The sequence below is a fragment of the Marinobacter confluentis genome (assembly GCF_004785685.1).
GTDB lineage: Bacteria > Pseudomonadota > Gammaproteobacteria > Pseudomonadales > Oleiphilaceae > Marinobacter > Marinobacter confluentis.
In genome coordinates, this window is the sequence record NZ_SRPF01000001.1 from 685043 (window position 1) to 707520 (window position 22478).

The 22478-nt window shown below is 58.4% G+C and carries 17 protein-coding genes; 13 read left to right on the forward strand and 4 right to left on the reverse strand.

Annotation, left to right across the window (positions count from 1 at the left end; genetic code table 11):
* Positions 1-15: 15 nt before the first annotated feature.
* From E5Q11_RS03195 to E5Q11_RS03210, 4 genes are read left to right on the forward strand one after another with little or no spacing between them, the layout of a single operon-like run.
* Positions 16-660, forward strand: a complete 645-nt coding sequence (locus E5Q11_RS03195) for a MotA/TolQ/ExbB proton channel family protein (RefSeq protein ID WP_135801937.1) — start codon at positions 16-18, stop codon at positions 658-660.
* Positions 657-1181: an ExbD/TolR family protein gene (locus E5Q11_RS03200; RefSeq protein ID WP_135801938.1), complete on the forward strand. Its 525-nt coding sequence runs from the start codon at positions 657-659 to the stop codon at positions 1179-1181. Before E5Q11_RS03195 ends, E5Q11_RS03200 begins: the two co-directional genes overlap by 4 nt.
* A complete protein-coding gene (locus tag E5Q11_RS03205; RefSeq protein ID WP_135801939.1) occupies positions 1178-1672 on the forward strand; it encodes an ExbD/TolR family protein in 495 nt (164 codons plus the stop codon). Before E5Q11_RS03200 ends, E5Q11_RS03205 begins: the two co-directional genes overlap by 4 nt.
* Positions 1665-2642, forward strand: a complete 978-nt coding sequence (locus E5Q11_RS03210) for an AgmX/PglI C-terminal domain-containing protein (protein WP_225314957.1) — start codon at positions 1665-1667, stop codon at positions 2640-2642. Before E5Q11_RS03205 ends, E5Q11_RS03210 begins: the two co-directional genes overlap by 8 nt.
* Positions 2643-2649: 7 nt before the next feature.
* On the opposite strand, the gene E5Q11_RS03215 is transcribed toward E5Q11_RS03210, so the two are convergent.
* Complete coding sequence (locus E5Q11_RS03215; RefSeq protein WP_135801940.1) at positions 2650-3135, reverse strand: MaoC/PaaZ C-terminal domain-containing protein; 486 nt, start codon at positions 3133-3135, stop codon at positions 2650-2652.
* A 189-nt stretch (positions 3136-3324) separates the two neighbouring features.
* Between E5Q11_RS03215 and E5Q11_RS03220 the strand changes: the two genes are divergently transcribed.
* From E5Q11_RS03220 to E5Q11_RS03230, 3 genes are all read left to right on the forward strand, one after another.
* Positions 3325-4998, forward strand: a complete 1674-nt coding sequence (locus tag E5Q11_RS03220) for an AMP-binding protein (RefSeq protein WP_135801941.1) — start codon at positions 3325-3327, stop codon at positions 4996-4998.
* An 85-nt stretch (positions 4999-5083) separates the two neighbouring features.
* On the forward strand, positions 5084-8866 hold the full coding sequence (gene hrpA / locus E5Q11_RS03225) for an ATP-dependent RNA helicase HrpA (RefSeq protein ID WP_225314956.1): 3783 nt from the start codon (positions 5084-5086) through the stop codon (positions 8864-8866).
* A gap of 101 nt (positions 8867-8967) precedes the next feature.
* The gene (locus E5Q11_RS03230; protein WP_135801943.1) at positions 8968-10089 is read left to right on the forward strand and encodes a beta-ketoacyl-ACP synthase III; all 1122 of its coding nucleotides are present in this window, start codon (positions 8968-8970) and stop codon (positions 10087-10089) included.
* Between the two features lie 35 nt (positions 10090-10124).
* Here the strand turns inward: E5Q11_RS03230 and E5Q11_RS03235 are convergent, their stop codons facing one another.
* Complete coding sequence (locus E5Q11_RS03235; RefSeq protein ID WP_135801944.1) at positions 10125-10538, reverse strand: acyl-CoA thioesterase; 414 nt, start codon at positions 10536-10538, stop codon at positions 10125-10127.
* Positions 10539-10744: 206 nt separating this feature from the next.
* Between E5Q11_RS03235 and E5Q11_RS03240 the strand changes: the two genes are divergently transcribed.
* From E5Q11_RS03240 to dinG, 5 genes are read left to right on the forward strand one after another with little or no spacing between them, the layout of a single operon-like run.
* Complete coding sequence (locus E5Q11_RS03240) at positions 10745-11419, forward strand: MlaA family lipoprotein (protein ID WP_225315004.1); 675 nt, start codon at positions 10745-10747, stop codon at positions 11417-11419.
* Positions 11420-11433: 14 nt separating this feature from the next.
* Entirely contained in the window at positions 11434-12921 is a 1488-nt protein-coding gene (locus tag E5Q11_RS03245) for a DUF3336 domain-containing protein (protein ID WP_135801946.1), read from the forward strand.
* 1 nt (position 12922) lies between these two features.
* Complete coding sequence (locus tag E5Q11_RS03250) at positions 12923-14635, forward strand: ExeA family protein (protein WP_135801947.1); 1713 nt, start codon at positions 12923-12925, stop codon at positions 14633-14635.
* A gap of 1 nt (position 14636) precedes the next feature.
* Positions 14637-15329, forward strand: a complete 693-nt coding sequence (locus E5Q11_RS03255) for a general secretion pathway protein GspB (RefSeq protein ID WP_135801948.1) — start codon at positions 14637-14639, stop codon at positions 15327-15329.
* A 1-nt stretch (position 15330) separates the two neighbouring features.
* Entirely contained in the window at positions 15331-17466 is a 2136-nt protein-coding gene (dinG, locus tag E5Q11_RS03260) for an ATP-dependent DNA helicase DinG (protein WP_135801949.1), read from the forward strand.
* Positions 17467-17730: 264 nt separating this feature from the next.
* Here the strand turns inward: dinG and E5Q11_RS03265 are convergent, their stop codons facing one another.
* Complete coding sequence (locus E5Q11_RS03265) at positions 17731-20481, reverse strand: LuxR C-terminal-related transcriptional regulator (RefSeq protein WP_135801950.1); 2751 nt, start codon at positions 20479-20481, stop codon at positions 17731-17733.
* A 238-nt stretch (positions 20482-20719) separates the two neighbouring features.
* Here E5Q11_RS03265 and cysB point away from each other — a divergent pair, with 238 nt between their 5' ends.
* On the forward strand, positions 20720-21697 hold the full coding sequence (cysB, locus tag E5Q11_RS03270) for an HTH-type transcriptional regulator CysB (RefSeq protein WP_135801951.1): 978 nt from the start codon (positions 20720-20722) through the stop codon (positions 21695-21697).
* 3 nt (positions 21698-21700) lie between these two features.
* Here cysB and E5Q11_RS03275 read toward each other — a convergent pair whose 3' ends face one another.
* Entirely contained in the window at positions 21701-22423 is a 723-nt protein-coding gene (locus E5Q11_RS03275; RefSeq protein ID WP_135801952.1) for a phosphoadenylyl-sulfate reductase, read from the reverse strand.
* Positions 22424-22478 lie beyond the last annotated feature (55 nt).

A 22478-nucleotide genomic window follows, 5' to 3' on the forward strand; every position in this document is an offset into this window, starting at 1 on the left:
ACCCGGAGTCTGATCATGCTGGAAACTGTCGCCCGTTTTTTTCAGGAAGGTGGTGCATTCATGTACCCCATCGCCATTGTGCTGGCCCTTGGCCTGGCCATTACCCTGGAGCGTTTTATCTACCTGTCCGGGGTTCGCCGCCGGAACCGGCTGGCGTTTGAAAAGGGCATTCTGCCGCTGCTGCGTAAACGGGATTATCGGCGCGCCATGAAAGCAGCCAGCGCCTCCGACAGCGCCATCTCCGACATTATGAGTGCCGGTATTGGCCGGTTGCTGAATAACCATCGCCGTGAGGACATCGAATACGCCATGGAAGAGGGGCTGATGGAGGTGCTTCCCCGCCTGGAAAAGCGCACCCAATACCTGGCTACCCTGGCCAATGTCGCAACCCTGTTGGGCCTGTTGGGCACCATTATCGGTCTGATTGCCGCGTTCACGGCGGTAGCGGCGGCTGATCCTTCACAGAAGGCATCGCTGCTTTCGGAAAGTATTTCGGTGGCTATGAATACCACCGCCTTCGGCCTGATGTCGGCGATTCCGCTGCTGATGTTTCACGCCGTTCTTCAGACCCGTACCAACGAGATTGTCGACACCTTTGAAATGGCGGGTGTGAAGCTGCTCAATATCATTTCGGAGAAGTCGGAGCCAGTCGCGGCATGAGGCGTAAACACCGGAAGCTCACCTCCAGTGCGGAACTGGACATCACGCCATTCATGAATCTGATGATTGTGCTGGTGCCGGTGCTTCTGCTGGGCATGGTGTTCAGCCAGATCCGCATGATCGAGCTGAACTTCCCTGGCATGGAAGCGGGTCAGGCGCCGGACGCGGATGAACTTCAACTGGTGGTGACGCTGGTTCCCCAGGGCATTGAAGTGATTGACAGCAAGCGGGGTGTGATCAGAAGCCTGCCGCTGAGAGAAGGACAACAGAATTACGAGGAGCTAAGGCACACCCTCAGGCAGATCAAGAAACGCCTGCCGGACAAGACTGACATCGTTCTGGAAGTCAGCCCTGACGTCGGCTACCAGACCCTGGTGAAAACCATGGACACCCTGCGCTCCTACCCGGCGGTTGTAGCGGCCAGCGTGGTTGAAGGCGAGCTGTTTCCGGACGTGTCACTGTCTGATGCGGCGGAGAATCGGGTATTGGCCGGCCTCAAGGGTCAGAAGGAGGGCGCATGAAAGAGTCCCGTCGCGCTCACCGAATGCGCCGGCATTACAGCCGGATGCACCGGGCTGGTGGCCTGAACCTGGTATCGCTGATGGATATTTTTACCATTCTGGTGTTTTTCCTGATGGTGAATTCGTCCGATGTGAAGGTGATGCAGAACACTGCCGACGTACCGCTGCCGCAATCCACCGCCAAAAAGCAGGCGGACGAAACCCTGATCGTGCAGGTGATTGGGAAGGCAATTCTGGTTCAGGGGCGGGAAGTGGCTCGAACGGAAGGTATCGAGACCGGCGACACCACCATTGGCGGGCTGGCTGAGGAGTTGGCCTATCGCCGGGAACGGGGAGGCGTCATGCCGGAAAACGGATTTGAGGTGACGATCATGGCCGGAAAGGAAACCGACTACCGGTTGCTGCGAAAAATCATGCAGACCTGTGTGGATGAAAATTACCGGCAGGTTCGCCTTGCAGTTGAGTCTGCTCCGGAGGTGGCCAGTGGCTGAACCCGATCGCAGGATACAGGGATTGCCCTGGGGAAAAGAGCGGGGGGAGAGCCAGCGTTTCTATCTGGCACTGGCGCTGATGGTGGCTGTGTTCCTGCCACCCGCGCTGATGATACCGGCATGGAACCTGCCGGAACCGGAGCGCAGTGAGGCCGAAGAAATTCCGCCACAACTGGCCCGACTGATTGAGCAGCGGAAACCGCCAGAGCCGGAAATTGCAGCCGTTCCCGAGCCGGAACCAAAGCCCGAGCCTGAACCGGAGCCGAGGCAACCTGAACCTGCGGAAGAACCGACCCCGGAAATTGTGAAAACTCCAGAACCTGCGGAACCGGCTCCGACGCCGGAACAGACGCGGGAACAGACGATCGAAAAAGCCCGGGAAAAGGCCTCCCGCTCCGGGTTGCTGGCGATGAAAGACACCCTGGCCAGCATGCGAAGCTCTTCCACCAAGCCTGTGGAGACCCTGAGTGCCAACGTGAATTCCAATGAGGCAGCGTCTGCAGCTGAACCTGCCGACCCTGATCCTTCACAGGCACTTGCCGGAAGCGGCGGCGTTGAACAGGAGCAGGGCATGACGCGGGAAGTGGCGGTGGCGGATCATAACGTCCGGCAGGTGGACGTCGCGGAGGAAAAGGCATCGGCGCCGGCGCCCCAGCCCCAGGTCGCCGATTCCGGGCCTTCAACCCGCTCGATGGGCAATATCCGGCAGGTGTTTGACGCCAACAAGACGTCCCTGAATGCCATGGTGGGCCGTGAACAGCGAAAAGATCCGTTGCTGCATGGCAAGATTCTGCTGAAACTGGTGATTGAGCCGGACGGCTCTGTGTCCCGCTGCGAGGTTGTTGAATCAGAACTGGATCATCCGGAGTTGGAACAGCGCATCGCCATGCGTGTACGCCTGTTCAATTTCGGGGCTGCGGATGTCGATCAGCGGGAACTGAATTTCCCGCTGGAGTTTTTACCGGGTTGAAAGCGCGTTATCGGTCAATCGTAATTCTAGGCAGTTGCGGCTTGTGGAAGGACAGTTTCTGGGTGGGCGCGATGACTTTGGCGTCACCGGAAACCACCTGTTCACCGTTCTGGTTGCGAACGTCGCAGGCAAGGGTAACGCGGTTTTTCCGGTCCTTGCTGGTGACCTTCAGGTTGACGGTCAGGGTATCGTCGAGCTTGACCGGCCTTTTGAACGCCAGGCTCTGCTCGAGGTAGATGGTACCGGGGCCTGGCATCACGGTGGCCAGGGCAGCGGAAATCAGGGAGCCGCTCCACATACCGTGGGCAATCCGCTCCCGGAAGATGGATTCCGCGGCAAACTCGGAATCAAGGTGGACCGGGTTAACGTCACCGGAGACAGCCGCAAACAACACCAGTTCATCCTCGGTCAGAGTCCGTACGTAGGTTGCCGAATCACCCTCCTGAAGTTCGTCGTAGGTGATATTTTCCAGAATATCGAGAGAGTCACTCATCGTCCGCTCCGCTGGGTCTGATTTGTTTTTCCGGGGACTTCGCTTTAGCCTGAAAACTACCTCATCGTTCACAAAACTGCTATTCTCTGTCGGATTTTTTAACGCTTATACGTTCGTCTTCTTGCTTTTTTTCAAAATAAGAAACACAGGCTTAGGACAACAATCAAAAATGCCGAACAGGAGATTGTGATGGATTTTGAGCAGTTCTATCAGGACAAGTACCCCGCTGGTGTCCCCCGTCATATCGATCTGAACAAATACAAAAGCATGGTTGATGTGTTCGACCAGGCTGTCAAGAAATTCGCGGACAAGCCAGCATTCAGTGCTGTGGGTGCAACCCTGACCTACCGGGATCTGGACACCCAGAGCCGCAACTTCGCGGCCTGGCTGCAGAACCGCACGGACCTGAAGCCCGGCGACCGCATTGCCGTTCAGATGCCCAACGTCTCCCAGTATCCGGTGGTGGTTTTCGGTGCCATGCGCGCCGGCCTGATTGTGGTCAACACCAACCCGCTCTATACCACCCGTGAAATGGAGCACCAGTTCAACGACTCTGGTGCAAAAGCGATTGTGGTTCTGGCCAACATGGCCTACAACGTTGAAAAAGTTCTGCCGCAGACCGGCATTGAGCATGTGATCGTGACCGAACTGGCCGATATGCATTCACCGCTCAAGCGCACGCTGATGAACGCTGCGGTCAAGCACTTGAAGAAAATGGTACCGGCCTACAGCCTGCCCCAGGCGCATAAACTGCCTGCGGTTCTGAGTGAAGGTAGCAAGGAAAAATTCACCCCGGTTGAAAGCAAGCAGGACGACATTGCCGTACTGCAGTACACCGGCGGCACCACCGGCGTTGCCAAGGGCGCCATGCTGACCCATGGCAACCTGGTAGCCAACCTGCTTCAGGCCCGGCCGATGATGGGTGACTCCATCCAGGAAGGTAAGGAAATCGTGATTGCGCCGCTGCCGCTGTATCACATTTATTCCTTCACCCTGAACTGCGGCATCATGCTGGAAGCCGGCGCCCACAACGTGCTGATTCCGAACCCCCGTGATATCCCCGGCTTTGTGAAAGAACTGAAGAATCACAAATTCACTGCCTTCCTGGGCCTGAACACACTGTTTGTGGCGCTCTGCAACAACGAGGAATTTCAGGGGCTGGACTTCAGCAGCCTGAAGCTGACCTCGTCCGGCGGCATGGCCCTGACCAGTGATACCGCCAAGATGTGGCAGCGGGTAACCGGCTGCGAAATCAGCGAAGGCTACGGCATGACGGAAACCTCGCCGGTGGTGACTTTCAACCCGAGTGTGGCGATCCAGCTGGGCACCATTGGCCTGCCCATTGCCGATACCCTGGTCAAGACCATTGATGAGGACGGCAATGAGACTCCAATTGGTGAGCCTGGCGAGCTTTGCGTCAAGGGGCCGCAGGTGATGCGCGGTTACTGGCAGCGCCCTGAGGACACCCAGAAGTCCTTCACCGATGATGGCTACCTCCAGACTGGCGACGTTGCCCTGATTCAGGAAGACGGCTACATCCGGATTGTTGATCGCAAGAAAGACATGATCATTGTGTCTGGCTTCAACGTATATCCAAACGAGATTGAAGATGTGGTAACCGGTCATCCGAACGTGATTGAATGTGCGGCAGTCGGTGTGCCGGATGCCAAGAGCGGTGAAGCCGTGAAGGTATACCTGGTGGCAACACCGGAAGGTGTCAGCGAGAATGAGCTGAAGGAATTCTGTCGCGAGCGACTGACGGCCTATAAAGTGCCCAAGTCGTTTGTCTTCCGTGACGAGCTGCCGAAGACCAACGTTGGCAAGATCCTTCGCCGTGAGCTTCGGGACGAAGCCAACGCCTGATCCCTGATCGCCGATGAAGCTCAGAAGACCCCGCTCAGGCGGGGTTTTTCATTTATCCACCACTTATGCAAGACCAGAAAGACTGATGACCGAAGCCTCTTCAGAGAAACACGCCAGACCATCCCGCGCCGATGACAGAATCCGGCTGCGGGAAGCCCAGCAGAAGCCGGTTACTTTTCCGGAATCCCTGCCGGTTTCCGAGCGTGTCGGGGATATTCGGAAGGCAATAGAGGACCATCAGGTGGTCATTATCGCGGGCGAGACTGGCTCCGGTAAGACCACCCAGATTCCCAAGATCTGCCTGGATATGGGTCGCGGTATCCAGGGGCTGATTGGCCACACCCAACCCCGCCGTATCGCCGCCCGCACGGTTGCCGCGCGGATTGCCGAAGAGCTGGGTGAGCGCACTGGCGAACAGGTGGGCTACCAGATCCGCTTCACAGATACCACCTCCGACCAGTCGCGCCTGAAGGTGATGACCGACGGCATTCTGCTGTCTGAGGTCCAGCACGACCGGTTTCTCAAGCGCTACGACACCATCATTATCGATGAGGCCCATGAGCGCAGCCTGAACATTGATTTCCTGCTGGGCTATCTGAAACAGCTTTTGCCCAAACGGCCCGACCTGAAAGTGATCATCACCTCGGCCACCATTGAGGTAGAGCGTTTCAGCGAGTTTTTCGGTGATGCGCCGGTGATTGAGGTCAGTGGCCGGACGTTTCCCGTCGACGTTCGCTATCGCCCCCTGGCCGGGGACGACGAAGATCGGGACCAGGGTTGGAGCGATGGGGTGCTTCAGGCCCTGGAAGAAATTGAACAGCACGAAAGGTCCGAGAAAAAACCGCCCGGCGATGTGCTGATCTTCCTGCCCGGTGAGCGGGAGATCCGCGGCCTGAGCAAGGCGCTGCGACATGCGGAACTGCGCCACACCGAAGTGTTGCCGCTGTATTCGCGGCTGAGCAACCAGGAGCAGAACCGGATATTCCAGAGCCACCCGGGCCGGCGTATTGTGCTGTCCACCAACGTGGCGGAAACCTCGCTGACGGTACCGGGTATCCGCTATGTGATCGATACCGGCATGGCCCGCATCAGCCGCTACAGTGTGCGCTCTAAAATCCAGCGCCTTCCCATTGAGCCCGTCTCCCAGGCCAGCGCCAACCAGCGGGCAGGGCGTTGTGGCCGGGTTGCCCCCGGTATCTGCTTCCGTCTGTATGATGAAACCGATTTTCTGAACCGGCCGGAATACACGGACCCTGAGATCCTGCGCACCAATCTGGCGTCGGTCATTCTGCAGATGACCACGTCCGGTCTGGGGGAGATTCGACGTTTTCCGTTCCTGGAAGCGCCGGATCGTCGCATGATTAACGATGGCTACAAGCTGCTGGAAGAACTCAGCGCCGTGGACGGCAAGCGCCGGGTTACGAAGCTGGGGCGGACCATGGCCAGGCTGCCGCTGGACCCGCGTCTGGCGCGAATGCTGGTGACGTCGTCCGAGCAGGGCAGCCTGGCGGAAACCCTGGTGGTGATTGCAGGGCTGAGCGTTCAGGACCCTCGCGAGCGGCCTCAGGAAAAACAGCAGGCGGCGGATCAGGCCCACGCGCCTTTCAATGATAAAGAGTCGGATTTCCTGACGCTGCTGAATATCTGGAATTTCTTTGAGGAGCAGCGCCAGGAGCTGTCCCAGAATCAGCTCAAGAAGGTATGCCAGAAGACGTTCCTGTCCTGGATGCGTATGCGGGAATGGCGGGACATTCACCGTCAGCTAACGCTGATCTGCAAACAGCAGAAGCTGAAACTGAATCCGGAAACCGCCAGTTATGCCGCTGTGCATAAGGCCATCGTGTCGGGCCTGTTGGGCCAGGTGGCGGTCAAGATCGAGAAGAAAGAGTACCTGGCGACGCGAAATCGCAAGGTGCTGATCTTTCCCGGCTCCAAAGTCTCCAAATCCTCCCCGAAATGGATTGTCGCCGCCGAAATTGTTGAGACCAGCCGGGTGTTTGCCCGCATGGTGGCGAAAATCGAGCCGGAGTGGATCGAACCACTGGCGGGGCACGTGGTGAAACACCACTTTTTCGAGCCCCACTGGGAGCAGAAACGGGCTCAGGTCATGGGCTACGAAAAGGTCACCCTGTACGGCCTGGATATTGTACCCAGCCGCCGCATCCCCTACAGCAAGGTTGACCCGGCGGAATGCCGAAATCTGTTCATCCGCCGTGCGCTGGTGGACGGGGATTACCAGTCCAGAGCGCCCTTTATTGCCCGCAACCGGGAGTTGCTGGAATCGGTTGAAGATCTTGAGAAAAAGACCCGCCGCCGGGACCTGCTGGTGGATGATGAAACCCTGGTGGAGTTTTACGATAAGCGCCTGCCCGATGACATTGTCAGCGGTTCGCATTTTGAGCGCTGGTGGAAACAGCTGGACGCCGAAACCCTGAAATCCCTGGAGCTGACCGAATCAGACATTCTGCAGCGGCCCGTGGATGAACAGGCGGGCGCCCTCTATCCGGATTTTCTGGAATGGGAGGGGGTTAAATACCCCTTGAGCTATGAATTTGAGCCAACCAGCGAGCGGGACGGGGTGACCCTGCAGGCGCCGATCATGGCTCTGAAGCAGCTACCGGCCCGGCGCCTGGAGTGGCTGGTTCCCGGCCTGCTGCGGGAAAAGTGCATTGCACTGGTCAAAGGGCTGCCCAAGGCCCTGCGCCGAAATTTCGTACCGGTTCCGGATTTTGTTGATGCCGCCGTGGAAAACCTGCAGCCATCCAACGAACCCCTGACCCTGCAGCTGGCGGAACAGCTGAGGAAAATGACCGGCGTGCGGATTCCGCCGGATGCCTGGTCTGAATCCGATCTGCCCAACCATCTACGGATGAACCTGCGGGTGGTGGACGATGCCGGTAAACCGATTGCCGAGGGCCGGGAAACCGAAAATCTGCAGAGCGAGCTGGAGAGCCGTGCCCAGGATGCACTTTCCCAGGCAACCACCAGCGAGCGCCAAAAGCCCAGCGAGAAGCCGGTCACCGAATGGAATTTTGGCGATCTGGCCCACTCAGTCACCACACAGAAGGGCGGCATGGAGGTCACGGTTTACCCGGCCCTGGAAGACCTTGGCGATTCTGTCCGTCAGATCCAGTGCCTGGATCCGCTGACCGCAGAGGATTCGACCCGCAAAGCGGTGGCGCGTCTGATGCTGATCCGTTTCGGGAATACCCTGGAAGGGCTGGAGCGCAAGCTGCGCCGGTTCAAGGATTCGGCGCTGATGTTTGCCCCGGTTGGCCAGTCCCGGGTGCTATTGGATGACCTGCTGGTATCCACGGCGATAGAACATTTTCTCAGTGATTCGCTACCCCGGTCTGAATCGGCGTTCCGCCAGTGCTTTGAAAGCCGGCGCGGCGACTATATTCCGGCGCTGGAAGCCGCCGATGCACGCCTGCATCAGGCCATGGCCGGTTACCACGCGGTGATGAAGCAGCTGAAGGGCAAGATTGACCTTGCCGTGGCCAATAGCCTGGCAGACCTGAAGTTCCAGATGCAGAACCTGGTGTATCCGGGCTTTCTGGTGGAAACGCCGTCGGAATGGCTGGCCTGTTTTGGGCGGTATTTCGAGGCCGCCGGTATCCGCTTCGAGAAGATGCGCCGGGAAATGGGCCGGGAGCGGGAATTCCTGCACACCATTGAGCCTTTATGGGCGCGTTATGCAACAAAGCGGGAGCAGCAGCAACGCCAGGGCGTTCGCGACCCGGAACTGGTGGTTTACCGCTGGATGCTGGAAGAATTCCGGGTGTCTTTCTTTGCACAACAATTGGGCACCGCCATGCCGGTGTCGGTAAAACGCCTGGACCGGCAGTGGGAGAAAACGCGGGTTTAAGACTTTTGTCTCCCGCAGCAAAAAGCCGGGATTGTGTTAGTATTTGCTGCAGAACCATGACTTTCTGGTGTCTTTTTCATTAAATTTGACGAGGGGTTAGCGTGATAAAAGCCGTCATCAGCGGAACCGGGCTCTACACTCCGCCAGCGACCATCAGCAACGATGAACTGGTCAGCGCTTTCAACGCCTATGTAGAGCGCCACAATTCAGAGCACGCCGATGAAATTGCCAAAGGCGAGCGTGAGGCACTTCAGCCCTCGTCTTCAGCGTTCATCGAAAAGGCTTCCGGTATCAAAAGCCGCCATGTCATCGATAAGGAGGGCATTCTAGACCCAGAGCGGATGTGCCCGAATATTCCTGATCGCCCGAACGACGAGCCGTCCGTGCAGTGCGAAATGGCGATCGCCGCCTGTAACGAGGCCCTGAAGCAGGCCGGCAAAACCGCCGCAGATGTGGATGCACTGATTGTCGCCTGTTCGAATCTTCAGCGAGCCTATCCCGCGGTGTCTGTGGAAGTGCAGGATGCCCTGGGAATCGAAGGCTTTGCCTATGACATGAACGTGGCCTGCAGTTCCGCCACCTTTGGCCTGCAGGCGGCACAGAACGCCGTTGAGAATGGCTCTGCCCGGGCTGTCCTGGTGGTCAGCCCGGAAATCTGTTCAGGGCACCTGAACTTCCGTGATCGCGACAGCCATTTCATTTTTGGTGATGCGTGCACCGCTATCCTGGTTGAGCGTGAGGAGAATGTAACGGCGGGGCAGGGCTTCGAAATTCAAGGAACCAGCCTGAAAACAAAGTTCTCCAATGCCATTCGCAACAACTTCGGTTTCCTGAACCGTGCCGACAAGTCCGGCGTGAACAAACCCGACAAGCTGTTTGTGCAGCAGGGGCGCAAAGTGTTCAAGGAGGTGTCACCGCTGGTGGCAGAGACCATCCTCAAGCAACTCGGCTCCCTGTCGCTGGATGCTTCAGAACTCAAACGTATGTGGTTGCACCAGGCCAATCTCAACATGAACCAGCTGATCGCCCGCAAGGTGCTCGGCAGGGACGCAACCACGGAAGAGGCGCCGGTGATTCTGGATGAGTATGCCAACACCAGCTCTGCCGGTTCCATCATCGCCTTCCATAAGAACAAAGCGGATTTCAGCAGCGGCGAACTGGGCGTGATCTGCTCCTTTGGTGCTGGGTATTCGATTGGCAGCGTGGTGATCCGGCGCCGCTGATTCCTGCCTTGCGACGCCGTAGCTTTTAGCCGCTTTCAGTTTTCTGAGGCGGCGAGGGCTCTGAGTGTGTCCGGCAGAGGCGCAGAGGTTCTGTTTTTCCGGTCAAACCAGACGATTTTTGCATAGCCTTCTGCGTATAATGCGCCGGAGTACGCGTCTACGAGCGTATGGTAAGTGTCAAGACTGGTATTGCCGGCCTTGTCCGCGTATGTTCGAACCTCAACGGTGGCAGGGTGGCTGAGCTCTTTCAGAAAGGTCGCGCTGGTCTTGATGATTACCGGGCCGTCCGGCTCGCTTTCCGCCCCCAGTTCAAGAGATGCCAGCCATGTAATCCGGGCCTCTTCGAAAAAGCGGAAATAAACCGTATTATTGGCGTGGCCGTAAGCATCCATATCTCCCCACCTTAGTGGCATGGACAGCGTGCTTACCAGATTTCCGGGAACGGACATCGTTTTACTCCTGTTGCGGGATGTTCGGTCTAGTCGAGTGTCGGTATTCTTGTCAGAACCACGTGAAATTAACAAATTCAGGTCAACGAATGAATCAAGCAGGTCACCGACACAGAGCGCTCTGGGTCTTCATCATATTATTCTTCAGCCCCGTTGCCGGGCTTGCCCAGAATGTTCAGCCCTACAACGAGTCTTCGCAGCAGGACATGGATGACAGGGCAGCGGCCGAGCGCGACCCCTACGAAGACTGGAACCGCAAAGTCTACCGATTTAATGAAGTGATCGACGACTGGTTCCTGCGCCCGGTAGCAAAAACCTACCGCACCTTCATGCCGCCGGTGGCTGATCGGGCTGTGACCAATTTCTTCAATAACCTGACCGAGATCCGCAACCTGGCGAACAGCCTGCTCCAGCTAAAGCCTGAATCAGCGGTGGTGGCAACGGGACGGTTCACCTACAACACCATCTTTGGTCTGGGCGGGTTGTTTGATGTGGCGACCGCATTTGATCTTCCTGAACGCCCGGAGGATTTTGGCCAGACCCTGGGTTACTGGGGGGTGGGGTCAGGGCCCTATCTGATGCTACCGTTCATGGGGCCGTCCAACCCCCGGGATTTTGGTGGTTTCATGACCGACAACCTCCTTTTACCATCCTTCTGGGATCTTGCCGAGGAGCCGGAAGTCTATGCGGCAAGGGTGCTTCAGGTGGTGGACAAGCGCGCTGACCTGATTCCGGCCGAGGGTTTCATTTCCGGCGACGAATACATATTCGTTCGCAATGCCTACCTGCAGCGCCGGGCCTATCTGATCAATGATGGACGAACCACCAATGACCCGTTCGCCAGTGATGACGACGAAGATCTCATGCTAGAGGACTTTTAACCGAGGTTGTTGCAATGGCAGATGGCAGAATACGGAAATTCCGCAAGATGCTGGCCGAGGCGCCGAATTACGAAGCGTGGAAAGCAGCCGCTCTTGAACTCGATTTTCTGGAAGGCAACGTTGACTGGAAGGAAGATTTTGCCTCTGACCTCTATCATTACGAGCTGGTCTACGATCGGCTGAGTAACCTTAGGCACTATCGGCAGCAGAATGACATGGACAGGCTCAAGCGCGCCCTGCGCGAAGGTCTGCACCATGACCTGGGCAATATGGGGAATGCCGCGCTTTATGCCCGCTCACGGGTGGGCACCAAACACCTGATTGAAGAATACATTACCCAGGTGTGCGAATCCCTGGACTATCTCTGCGACACTCCCGATCCGAACTTTCCGGGCCCGGACAAGCTCCAGTTTTTCCGCGATACCCTGACCAGCTTTGGCCGCCCGGCGCTGCTGCTCAGTGGCGGGGCGTCCCTTGGCATCTTCCATTTTGGCGTGATAAAGGCGCTCTGGGAAAAAGGGCTGCTGCCCCAGGTCGTTGCCGGTTCCAGCATCGGGGCCATCATCGCCGGTATTCTGGGCGTTCACAGCGATGCCGAAATTCCCGAGATGCTGGTGCCGGAAACCCATAATCTGAATGCCTGGAAGTGGCGGGGGCTTCTCAGCGCGGTGCGCGGCGATGGCCTGATGGACCAGCAGACCCTGAAAGAGTGTCTGCGGTCGAATATTGGCGAGTACACCTTTGAAGAAGCGTTCCAGCGGTCGGGCCGGTCGATCAATGTCAGCGTGTCGCCCGTTCAGGCGCATCAGCAGGCCCGGTTGCTGTGCGGCTATACCTCGCCCTACCTGTTGGTGTGGAGTGCGGTGCTGGCCAGTGCCGCCGTTCCAGGGATATTCCCGCCGGTTACGTTGATGAAGAAAGACATTGCCGGCAACGTACTGCCCTATATGTCGCGGCTGAGATTCGTTGATGGTTCGGTGGTCAGTGATCTGCCGATTGAGCGCCTGATGCACCTCTACGATGTGAACTTTACCATTGTCAGCCAGACCAACCCCCACGTTGTGCCTTTCCTGAACAGCCGGGGCCGGGATGAAAAACTGAAACTCAGCAATATTCCCATGCACCTGCTCAAGGCCGAAGTCCAGTTTCATGGCCAGGGCCTGTTCGATTACCTGCGTAAGCGGGTCAGGCCGGAAGTGCTCAGACAGATGTCCGGCCAGATGCACTCGATTCTTGGACAGCGGTATTCCGGTGACGTTACCATCGCGCCCTCCTATCGCCTGAAAGACTATCGCCGGATGCTGGCAAACCCGGACCCGGCCTGGGTCAAGGAAATGATCCTGCAGGGCGAAAGGGCCACCTGGCCGAAAATTTCCATGATCCGCTCTCACGCCCGGATCTCGAAAACCCTGGAGCGCTGCATCCGCCGTCTGAAAAGTCAACAGGGCCGGCCAACGGCTGAATTGCGCCTGATAAGCCAGTCCGAACCCGGAATGTCCTGAGATGTATTACGACTTTTTCGGCTTTCGCGAGCCGCCTTTCTCGATTTCTCCGGACCCTCGATACCTCTACCTGAGTGAGCGTCATAAAGAAGCGCTTGCCCATCTGATGTACGGGGTACAGGGGCAGGGCGGGTTTATCGTGATCACCGGTGAAGTGGGTACCGGAAAAACCACGGTCAGCCGCTGCTTCATCGAAAACGTGCCTGATCACGTGGATATCGCCCTGGTGCTGAACCCAAGGCTGTCCGCCCGAGAGTTGCTGTCGGCCATCTGTGACGAGCTGGAAATTGCCCACGCCCCCGCGGCTTCCATAAAGGAACTGGTGAGCCTGATCAATGATGATCTGCTGGAAGCCTATGCGGCAGGCCGTCACAAGGTATTGATGATTGATGAGGCCCAGAATCTGTCCGCGGCGGTTCTGGAGCAGTTGCGCCTGCTGACGAATCTGGAGACGGCGGAAAAGAAACTGCTGCAGATTGTACTGCTGGGCCAGCCGGAGCTTCAGGACATGCTGGCCTTACCCCAGCTTCGCCAGCTCAACCAGCGGGTGACCGCCCGTTACCACCTTGAAGGTCTGGAAAGACGGGAAATCGATGCCTACGTTCGTTACCGCCTGGCAGTGGCGGGCCTGCGGGGTGAGATTTTCAGCGAAAGCGCGTTGAGAGCCCTTTACCGCCACTCCCAGGGCATCCCCAGGCTGATCAACCTGATCTGCGACCGGGCCCTGCTTGGTGCTTACGCCCAGGGTGAACACCACATCACCCCGGGTCTGATTCGAAAGGCCGCGCTTGAAGTCAATGGTCGGGGGGCGACGGGTTCCCGGGGCAAGTCGACCCGGTGGTTACTGGTTGGGTCGGTGGCGGCCAGTGCCGTGCTTGCGGTATTGCTGAGCCTACAATGGGCCGGTGTAGGCGTCGATGGGTCTGATGGCCAACTGGCTGGTCAGGAACCTGTCACGGTGGTCGGCAACGAGAATTTTATGGGTACCGTTGAGCGTGTGGAGCCTGTGGATAGCAACGAAAATGGGCCTGCTGCCCCGGCAAGCCCCGCCGAGCCAGTGGTCGCCGATTTCAGCTTTGATAACCGGCTGCCAACCCTGGGCAGGGCTTTTGAACATCTGTTCGGGGTCTGGGGCCGGGAGTATGAGACGTCCCAGGCGCCCATTGCCTGCGATTTTGCCGAAACCCAGGGCCTGCGATGTCTGGAAACACGAATGTCGCGCCAGGGTCTGCTTTTTCTCAATCGCCCGGCCATTCTCCATCTGCGGGACGATGCGGGACAGGCCGGATACCTTGTGCTCAGATCCCTGTCAGGCAAGAACGCGGTTATTGTAGGCGTTGATGGCAAACAGCAGGTGGCTTTCGACAGCATCGAACCCTTCTGGCACGGACAGTTCACGGTACTCTGGGAATTGCCGCCCTATGAAGCGCTGCCTGGTAATGGCCGTGGGGAGAACCCGGTTGACGAACAGGTCTGGCTCAGCGCCCGGCTGATGGAATTGGCCGGGCAGCTCGCGGAAGACAGAGCGGAGGAAGACCAGGTCGTGCGTATGGATTCTGGTGAGCAGGTGCGTTGGTACCAGTCCAGGAAAGGGCTCACCGTTGACGGCATTGCCGGGGCCATGACCCTGATCCAGATGAACAATGACCTGCAAACACCAGTGCCTCGCCTGGACCAACCCGAGCGTCTGAATGATCAGGCGGGGGCCGGCTGATATGTCCTACATCCTGGATGCACTGCGAAAATCAGAAACCGAGCGCCGTCAGGGCCGGGTTCCGGATCTGGGCCAGCAGGTACAGTTGATTCACAAGCCCCGGAAAAAATCCTCCGTGCTGGTTGTCTGGGTTGGTGCCGGCCTTTTGCTCAACGCGGCGGTGTTTGCGTATCTGTTCTGGCCCGAGTCATCACCGGTGGTTGAAAAAACCGCCCTGGAGCCCGAATTACTGGATGAGCCTGAGGAATCTGTGGGGGCTGTCGAACCAGTCGAACCCGTGAAGCCTGCTGAGCCGGAAGCTATCTCTGAAGCCCGGCAGGAACCTGAAGCCAGCGCCGAGCCAGAGCCGGTTTCTGAACAGACGGCCGAGGAGCGCCCAACGATCATTGTGCCGTCACGCAATAGCCAGAGTGGCCCGGTCGAATCATCGGTGGGCTCAACAGCGACTGTACCGCATCTGGTGGAAATGCCGCTGGCGTTCCAGAAATCCATTCCTGACCTGGTCTTCAATAGTCATATATATGCCTCAGAACCGTCTTCCCGTCGCGTCATGATTAATAATAACTACCTGAAACCCGGAGATACCTTTGCCGGCATTCGCGTTGAACGCATTACCGAAGAAGGGGTGGTGCTGAGCAAGAATGGCCGTGCTTTCCGGGTAGGCATCGTGCGTGACTGGGTGAGCCCTGACTGATATGGCGCTGACCGACGACACCAAACAGATCATTCAGCAGGCTTACCGTGATGTGCTGGCCGGCAAGGACATCAAGGCCCGTTACGGCCAGCGCCTGATGATTGCTGAAATAGCCCGGTACATGGGCGCCATTACCTCCGACGACGGCCAGCGCACCTCCGCGCCTTCCGCCTGTGTGGTGGAGGCCGGAACGGGTACCGGCAAAACCCTGGCTTATCTGATCTCCGCCATTCCCGTGGCAAAAGCCCTGGGCAAGACCCTGGTGATTTCCACGGCGACGGTGGCGCTTCAGGATCAGATCGTCAACAAGGACCTGCCGGACCTGCATAAACACAGCAAGATGGATTTCAACTGGACCCTGGCCAAGGGCAGGGGCCGCTATCTGTGCATGTCCCGCCTGGAAGCCCGGCTGCACGATGAAGGCAACGGCGACAGCGATACCATGCCCCTATTCCTGATGGACGAGCCGGGCAAACAGGAACCGGGTACCCGGGCGTTTTTCGAAGATATGCTGGCCAGCTACGGCGCCCGCAAGTGGGACGGCGACCGGGACCACTGGCCCGACCAGATTCCTGACGACATCTGGCGCCAGGTCACCACCGATCACCGGCAGTGTACCAACCGACACTGCTCCTATTTCGACAGCTGTGCCTTTTTCGATGCCCGCAAGGACCTGGACGATGCCGACATCATCGTCGCCAATCATGACCTGGTGCTGGCGGACCTGGCTCTGGGCGGCGGTGCCATACTGCCGGAGCCGGAAAACGCGCTGTTTGTGTTTGACGAGGCGCACCACCTGCCGGAAAAGGCGCTGAATCATTTCGCCGCCTCCGTGCCCCTGAATTCAACCCGACAGTGGCTGAAGCAGCTTTCCCAGGCGCTGGGCAAGATGCAGCCGTATTTCAGCCCGGGAACCACCGCTGCGAAAAGTATCGACAAGATCAGCACCGCGTCCCGTGATCTGGACCTTACCCTGGCGGATATCTATGCCGAGGCAGAGCAGAATACCGGCTGGGAATTCAATGAAGAGCGACGTTCTGCCCAGTGGCGGTATCCGGAAGGTGAACTGCCCGAAGCTCTGGCCGAACTGGCTGAGTCGTCACGGATTGCAACAGCCGCACTGGTTCGCCAGTTGGGGGCAATGGTTGATGAGCTTCAGACCGCCTTTGACGAACGCAAGGAAAGCGAGATAGACCGGGACACGGCGGAAGCCTGGTACCCGGTGATCGGCTCTTTCCATAGCCGGTCGGAAGACCAGTTCCGACTCTGGACCGCCTGGTGTGATAACGGCAAAACCTCCGGCCCACCGCCGGCGCGCTGGGCCATTCGTCAGCGCTGGGAGCATGCTGAAGACATCACTTTCTACAGCAGCCCGGTCCTGGCCGACAATCTGCTCTATACCCGCCTCTGGTCCCGTGCCTTTGGCGCGGTACTGACCAGCGCTACCCTGACCGCACTGGGCCGGTTCGACCGCCTGAAAAGCCGCGCAGGCCTGCCGGACGAAAGCCGGTTTGTGGTGGTGCCCAGTTCATTCCGTTATCAGGAAATGGCGACGGTGGAAGTGCCGGCGCTCAAAGTCATGCCCACGGACGATGGGTTTACCGAGGCTCTGGTAGAACGCCTGCCGGACTTGTGGGCCGGCGAGAAAGCAACGCTTGTGCTGTTCACCTCCCGCCGCCAGATGAAGCAGGTCCACGAGCGCCTGTCACCGGAATACCCGGGGCTGATCACCACCCAGGACGACATGGCCAAAGGCGAGGTATTACGCCGCCACTGCGCCCGTGTGGATGAAGGCGAGCCCAGCGTGCTGTTTGGCGTGGCCAGTTTTGCCGAGGGCATTGACCTGCCCGGGCACTATCTTAGCCATGTAGTGATTACCCGCCTGCCATTTTCCGTGCCCGACGACCCGATTGAAGCGAGCCTGGCGGAGTGGGTGACACTGCGCGGTGGCAATCCATTTATGGAAATCACCGTGCCGGACGCCTCCATCAAGCTGGTCCAGGCGGTTGGCCGCCTGCTGAGAAAAGAGTCGGATACTGGAAGGGTGACGATTCTGGACCGCCGAATTATTGCCCGCCGCTACGGTCAGCTGTTGCTGGATGCGCTGCCGCCGTTCCGGCGAATTATCGAACCATAGGTTTATTTGAAGCATAAAAAAGGAGCCAGCCCCATCGGGGTGGCTCCGGGCAAGAGGGTTCTTACTGAACCCGGGCGTCGAAAAACGCAAGTCAAGAAGTCTGAAGGCCTGAATTTCAGAATTCTTACTGAGGTTTCCCTCAGCGATGGATGAATAATAGAGGAGGAGGGGGCGTATACGGATCGTCCAAAGGGCGTAGAGGGTCTGAAAAATCGGGGAAAAGTGTGATCCGCGTCACATTTTATTCAGTCTCTGTAATGGCGCCTAGGTCAACAGGCCCAGTGCCCGCGCCTTCGCCAGCGCCTCGGTGCGGGAGCCAACCGCCAGTTTGCCATACAGGTTACGGATGTGCGCTTTGACGGTTGTGGGGGCTACGCCCATGGTTGATGCGATGTCCTTGTTGGCCAGCCCCTGGTTGATCAGTTCAAGCACCTGGATTTCCCGCTGGCTCAGGGGTTCCGGCAATTGGGCGTTTTCGTTGCCTGGTGTTCCGGCATTTGCCAGCCCGACATCGGCGACGGCTTCAGACGGTTCCGGCTGGGCCCTGAGCATCTCCAGAACCTTTTGGTTCCAGACTCCGGGTGCCTGCAGAACCGGCAGTTCAAGACACATCCGCCGTAGGGTCGGGCTTTCCTCTGCCAACAGGCGCATGAAGCCCGCCTCGGCTGCCCGTTGCAGGGCCAGAGTGAGCATCTGCCGGGCTTCCTTGTGCTTGCCTTCGGCGGCCAGAGCTTCGCTGTACACCAGCTGGATTTCCGCCAGGTGCCGGTAGTGCTGGTCTTTTTCCGCGCTCAGGCGCAGGGGGACCAGAGTCGCTGTGGCTGCCGCCGGCTGACCCATTGCGACCTGAACCCTCGCAACGCTGATCTGATTTTGCTCCCGATTCAACGGGTTAGTGAAGGTTTCTGAAGTGATTTGTTCGACCCAGTCTGCGGCTTTTTCAACATGGCCGGTCGCCAGGTAGCAGCGAGCGAGCAACGCAGAACAGGCCGGCGGTTCGAACAGGATATTCGCCCGTTTGCGCCGGGCGACACTGGCCGCATCCTCAAGAACCTCGATCGCGTCCTGGTAACGGCCTTCGCTGAACGCCAGGTGTCCGCGTACAAACTGGATAATCACGTGCTGGCCTGGCTCGGTGCCGTTCTCCACATGGTCCAGCAGCGGGGCCAGGTAGGAGGCCGCCAGTTGTGGTTGATTGCGTTCCCGATAGATTTCCGTCAGGGCGCTGTTCTGCCAGCAGGAAATCAGCATGGGCTGGCGTGGGTCGCTGTGGTGCTGGTCCACCCACTGGCGAACGCTGGTGCAGGTTTCAAGGGCGGTATCGATATCGCCCCTGTTGTATTGTATCCACGCCAGCAGCCCCCCGCTTGAGAGCACTGTGCTGGGTTTGCGCTCTACCTCGCCGTAACGCACTGACGATTTCAAGGCTTCCTCGGCGTCTGCCAGTTCACCCTTGCCGTAACAGTCCAGCCCCAGGCCGTAGTAGGTGACCGATTTCAGCGGAATGCGGGTGTGGTCAATGTCCTTGAGCACCTGCTGCGTCAGGTCGCTGGCGCTTTTATCATCGCTGCGGGAGCGCGCCAGGTAAGACCGGATCAGCGATATTTCGCTTTGCAGGCCCAGCGCGCCTTCGGCGTCCGGGTGGGAGTCGGCAACCTGGCGGTCCAGCATGTCTTCGAGTTCGGACAGCAGGGGCGCCAGCATCTCTACCCGATTGGCAAAAAACAGCGCCCACACCTGAAGCATCAATAGCTGGGGGCTTGCGGACATGGTTGGTGCGGGCAAGGCATCGAGCCAGTCCAGCACCTGCAAGTGAAAGCCGGAGTGGATCAGGTTGTTGCCATGCTCGGACAGAACCTGCGCCAGCCAGGGCCAGTCCCGGTGCTGAACAATCTGGCCGATGGCCTCCTGAACGTGACCGTGATCAAGGAGCCAGTGAACCACGCGCTGCCATTTCTGCTCCGCGTTTTCCGGTGCCAGTTGCCCGGCGCGTTGGAGAAGTGCCTCACGGAACAGGTCGTGATAGCGAAACCATTCATTGCGGGTATCCAGGGGAATCAGGAACAGGTTTTCACGAAGCAACTGTTCCAGCAGAACCTGGCTGTCGGAGGCGCCCCGGACCGCGTCGCAAAGCGACGCGCACAGTCGCGGACAGAAGGCAGTGTCCAGAAGAAAGCGCCGGATTGGCTCTGGTTGCTGTTCGAGAACCTCTGACAGCACATAATCACTGATCCGCCGTTCGTCGATATCAAGCTGATGCTGGTCGCCGGCGCCGCCGGCCCTGGTGGAGTCGACCGGACTGCCGGACAGCGCCGATAACTGCATGGCCGCGACCCAGCCCTCGGTTCTGGCGCAGACCCGGCGAATGTCCGATTCACTCAGGGCCAGTCCCATGGTGTCCCGGAAGAAGTGGCGGCATTCCTCTTCGGAGAATGCCAGCAACCCCGGGTGAATGTCTTCAACCCATCGCCGGACCCGCCAGCGGGCCAGGGGTAGGGCGGGTTCAGTGCGTGATGCCAGAGTAACCAGAACGCCCGGGGGCAGATAGTCCAGAAAATAGGACATCTGGCGCTGGATTCTGGTGTCCTGAATAAAATGATAGTCGTCCAGAACCAGTGACCAGGCGGACTGTTCATTCGAAAGGTCACTCGTGAGGTCAGTGGTGAGGGTGTTGATCAGGGCGGTGATCGGGCCCTCCAGTTCTTCCAGCCGGCATTGGGCAAGCTGCTGGCGGCACTCCTCCAGCCCTGTCAGGCCGTTGGCTTCAAACGCGCCAATGACATACTGCCAGAACCGGCGAGGCTCGTTATCGTGTTCATCCAGTGACAGCCAGGCCGTTGGCCTGGTGCTCTGGGCACACCATTGGCAAACCAGTGTGGTTTTGCCGAAGCCGGCGGGCGCAATCACCAGGTTCAGACGTTTGGCAGCGGAGGCTTCCAGCAAGGAGGACAGGCGCGGGCGGATCACTGAGCGTGGGTCTGCCGAGGGCCTGAGAAATTTGGTGGTAAGAAGCATCGGGTCCCTGAATGCCGGTTAAGGGTTTCGATACGGGATTGTGTGCTTTGTCACAGGTAAGTCAAGGCCGGGCGCCGGGAATGCGCTTTTCAGGTTTTGCGCTAAACTGTCAAAAAAGGCGACCGGTATACTTTTAAAGAATGAAAACCGCAGCTTTTATGCGTAGCATCCCTGTTCAAGTGGGCAGTGCCCCCGGGAAGCAGCGGGAGCGTCAGTAGCGACAGGAGCGAGACAGGTAATGAAACTACAACAGTTGCGGTATATCTGGGAAGTGGCTCACCACGATCTCAATGTTTCGGCGACCGCCCAGAGCCTGTTTACGTCGCAGCCGGGTATTTCCAAGCAGATCCGGTTACTGGAAGATGAACTGGGCCTGGAGGTGTTTGCCCGCAGTGGTAAGCATCTGACCCGTATCACCCCGGGCGGCGAAATCATCATCCGTGAAGCGGGTGAGATTCTGCGCCGGGTCGAGGGTATCAAGAAGATTGCCCAGGAATTCAGCAACCAGCGCAAAGGCGACCTGAGTATCGCCACCACCCACACCCAGGCCCGTTATGCGCTTCCGCCCATCATCAGCGGGTTTATCGAGGCGTTTCCCGACGTTTCCCTGCATATGCACCAGGGAACGCCCATGCAGATTTCAGAAATGGCGGCCAATGGCGCGGTCGACTTTGCCATTGCCACAGAAGCCATGGAGCTGTTCAACGATCTGATCATGATGCCCTGCTACCGCTGGAACCGCAGCGTGATCGTGCCGCGTAACCACCCGCTGGCACAGGCATCAGAGCTGACCCTGACCGAACTGGCCAAATTCCCGCTGGTCACCTATGTCTTCGGCTTTACCGGCCGCTCAAAGCTGGACGAGGCGTTTCAGGCGAAGGGGCTGATCCCGAAAGTGGTGTTTACCGCCGCAGACGCCGACGTTATCAAGACCTATGTTCGGCTGGGTCTGGGCGTGGGCATCATTGCCAGCATGGCGTTTGATGCGTCTGCAGACAGCGATCTGGTCGCCCTGGACGCCAGAAAGCTGTTCAGCCCCAGCGTTACCCGCATCGGGTTCCGCAAGGGCACCTTCCTGAGGGGCTATATGTATGACTTCATCGAGCGGTTTGCGCCGCACCTGACCCGGGATCGGGTCGATGAAGCGGTCAGCCATCAGGGCAGCCGGTCGGAAATCCAGGAACTGTTTTCCGACGTTGAACTGCCCACCTACTGACGGCTAGTCGTGGGCGATCAGGTTGCCGGCGTGGAGTCCGCATTCCTTCTGGGTAGCCTCTTCCCACCACCAGCGGCCTTCACGTTCATGCTGTCCCGGTAAAACAGGGCGAGTGCAGGGCTGGCACCCGATGCTTACAAAGCCTTTGGCGTGCAACTCGTTGTAGGGCAATTCGCTCATCCGGATGTAATCCCAGACGTCTTTCGAGGTCCAGTTCGCCAACGGGTTGAATTTCACCAGTTGTCTGTCAGCGGTGGAAAAGGCTTCGTCAATCTGCACTACCGGCACTTCGTTACGGGTGCCCGGGCTCTGGTCTTTTCTCTGCCCGGTGATCCAGGCGTCCACCGTCTGCAGCTTGCGCCGCAGGGGATTGACCTTGCGGATGCCGCAGCATTCGGAGTGGCCATCCTCGAAGAAACTGAACATGCCTTTGCGGCTGACCAGGTCTTCCACTTCCCCGGCATCCGGAAACAGAAACTGGATGTTGATGCCGTAATGGTTGCGAACTTTTTCGAAGAACTCATAGGTTTCAGGATGCAGGCGGCCGGTATCCAGGGAAAATACCTGCAGGTTGTCGGTAAGCTTGTGGGCCAGTTCGATCAGGGCCACGTCTTCGGCGCCGCTGAACGAGATGGCGATATTATCGAATTGCTCGAAGGCGGCCTTGAGGATGGCCCGGGGGCTCTGGCCGTCCAGATCGTCTTTAAGCTTTGCGATGTCCGTCATTGAATCACTGACCTGCGCGAATAAATGGGCGGTTAATCTACCATTAACCGGTTCG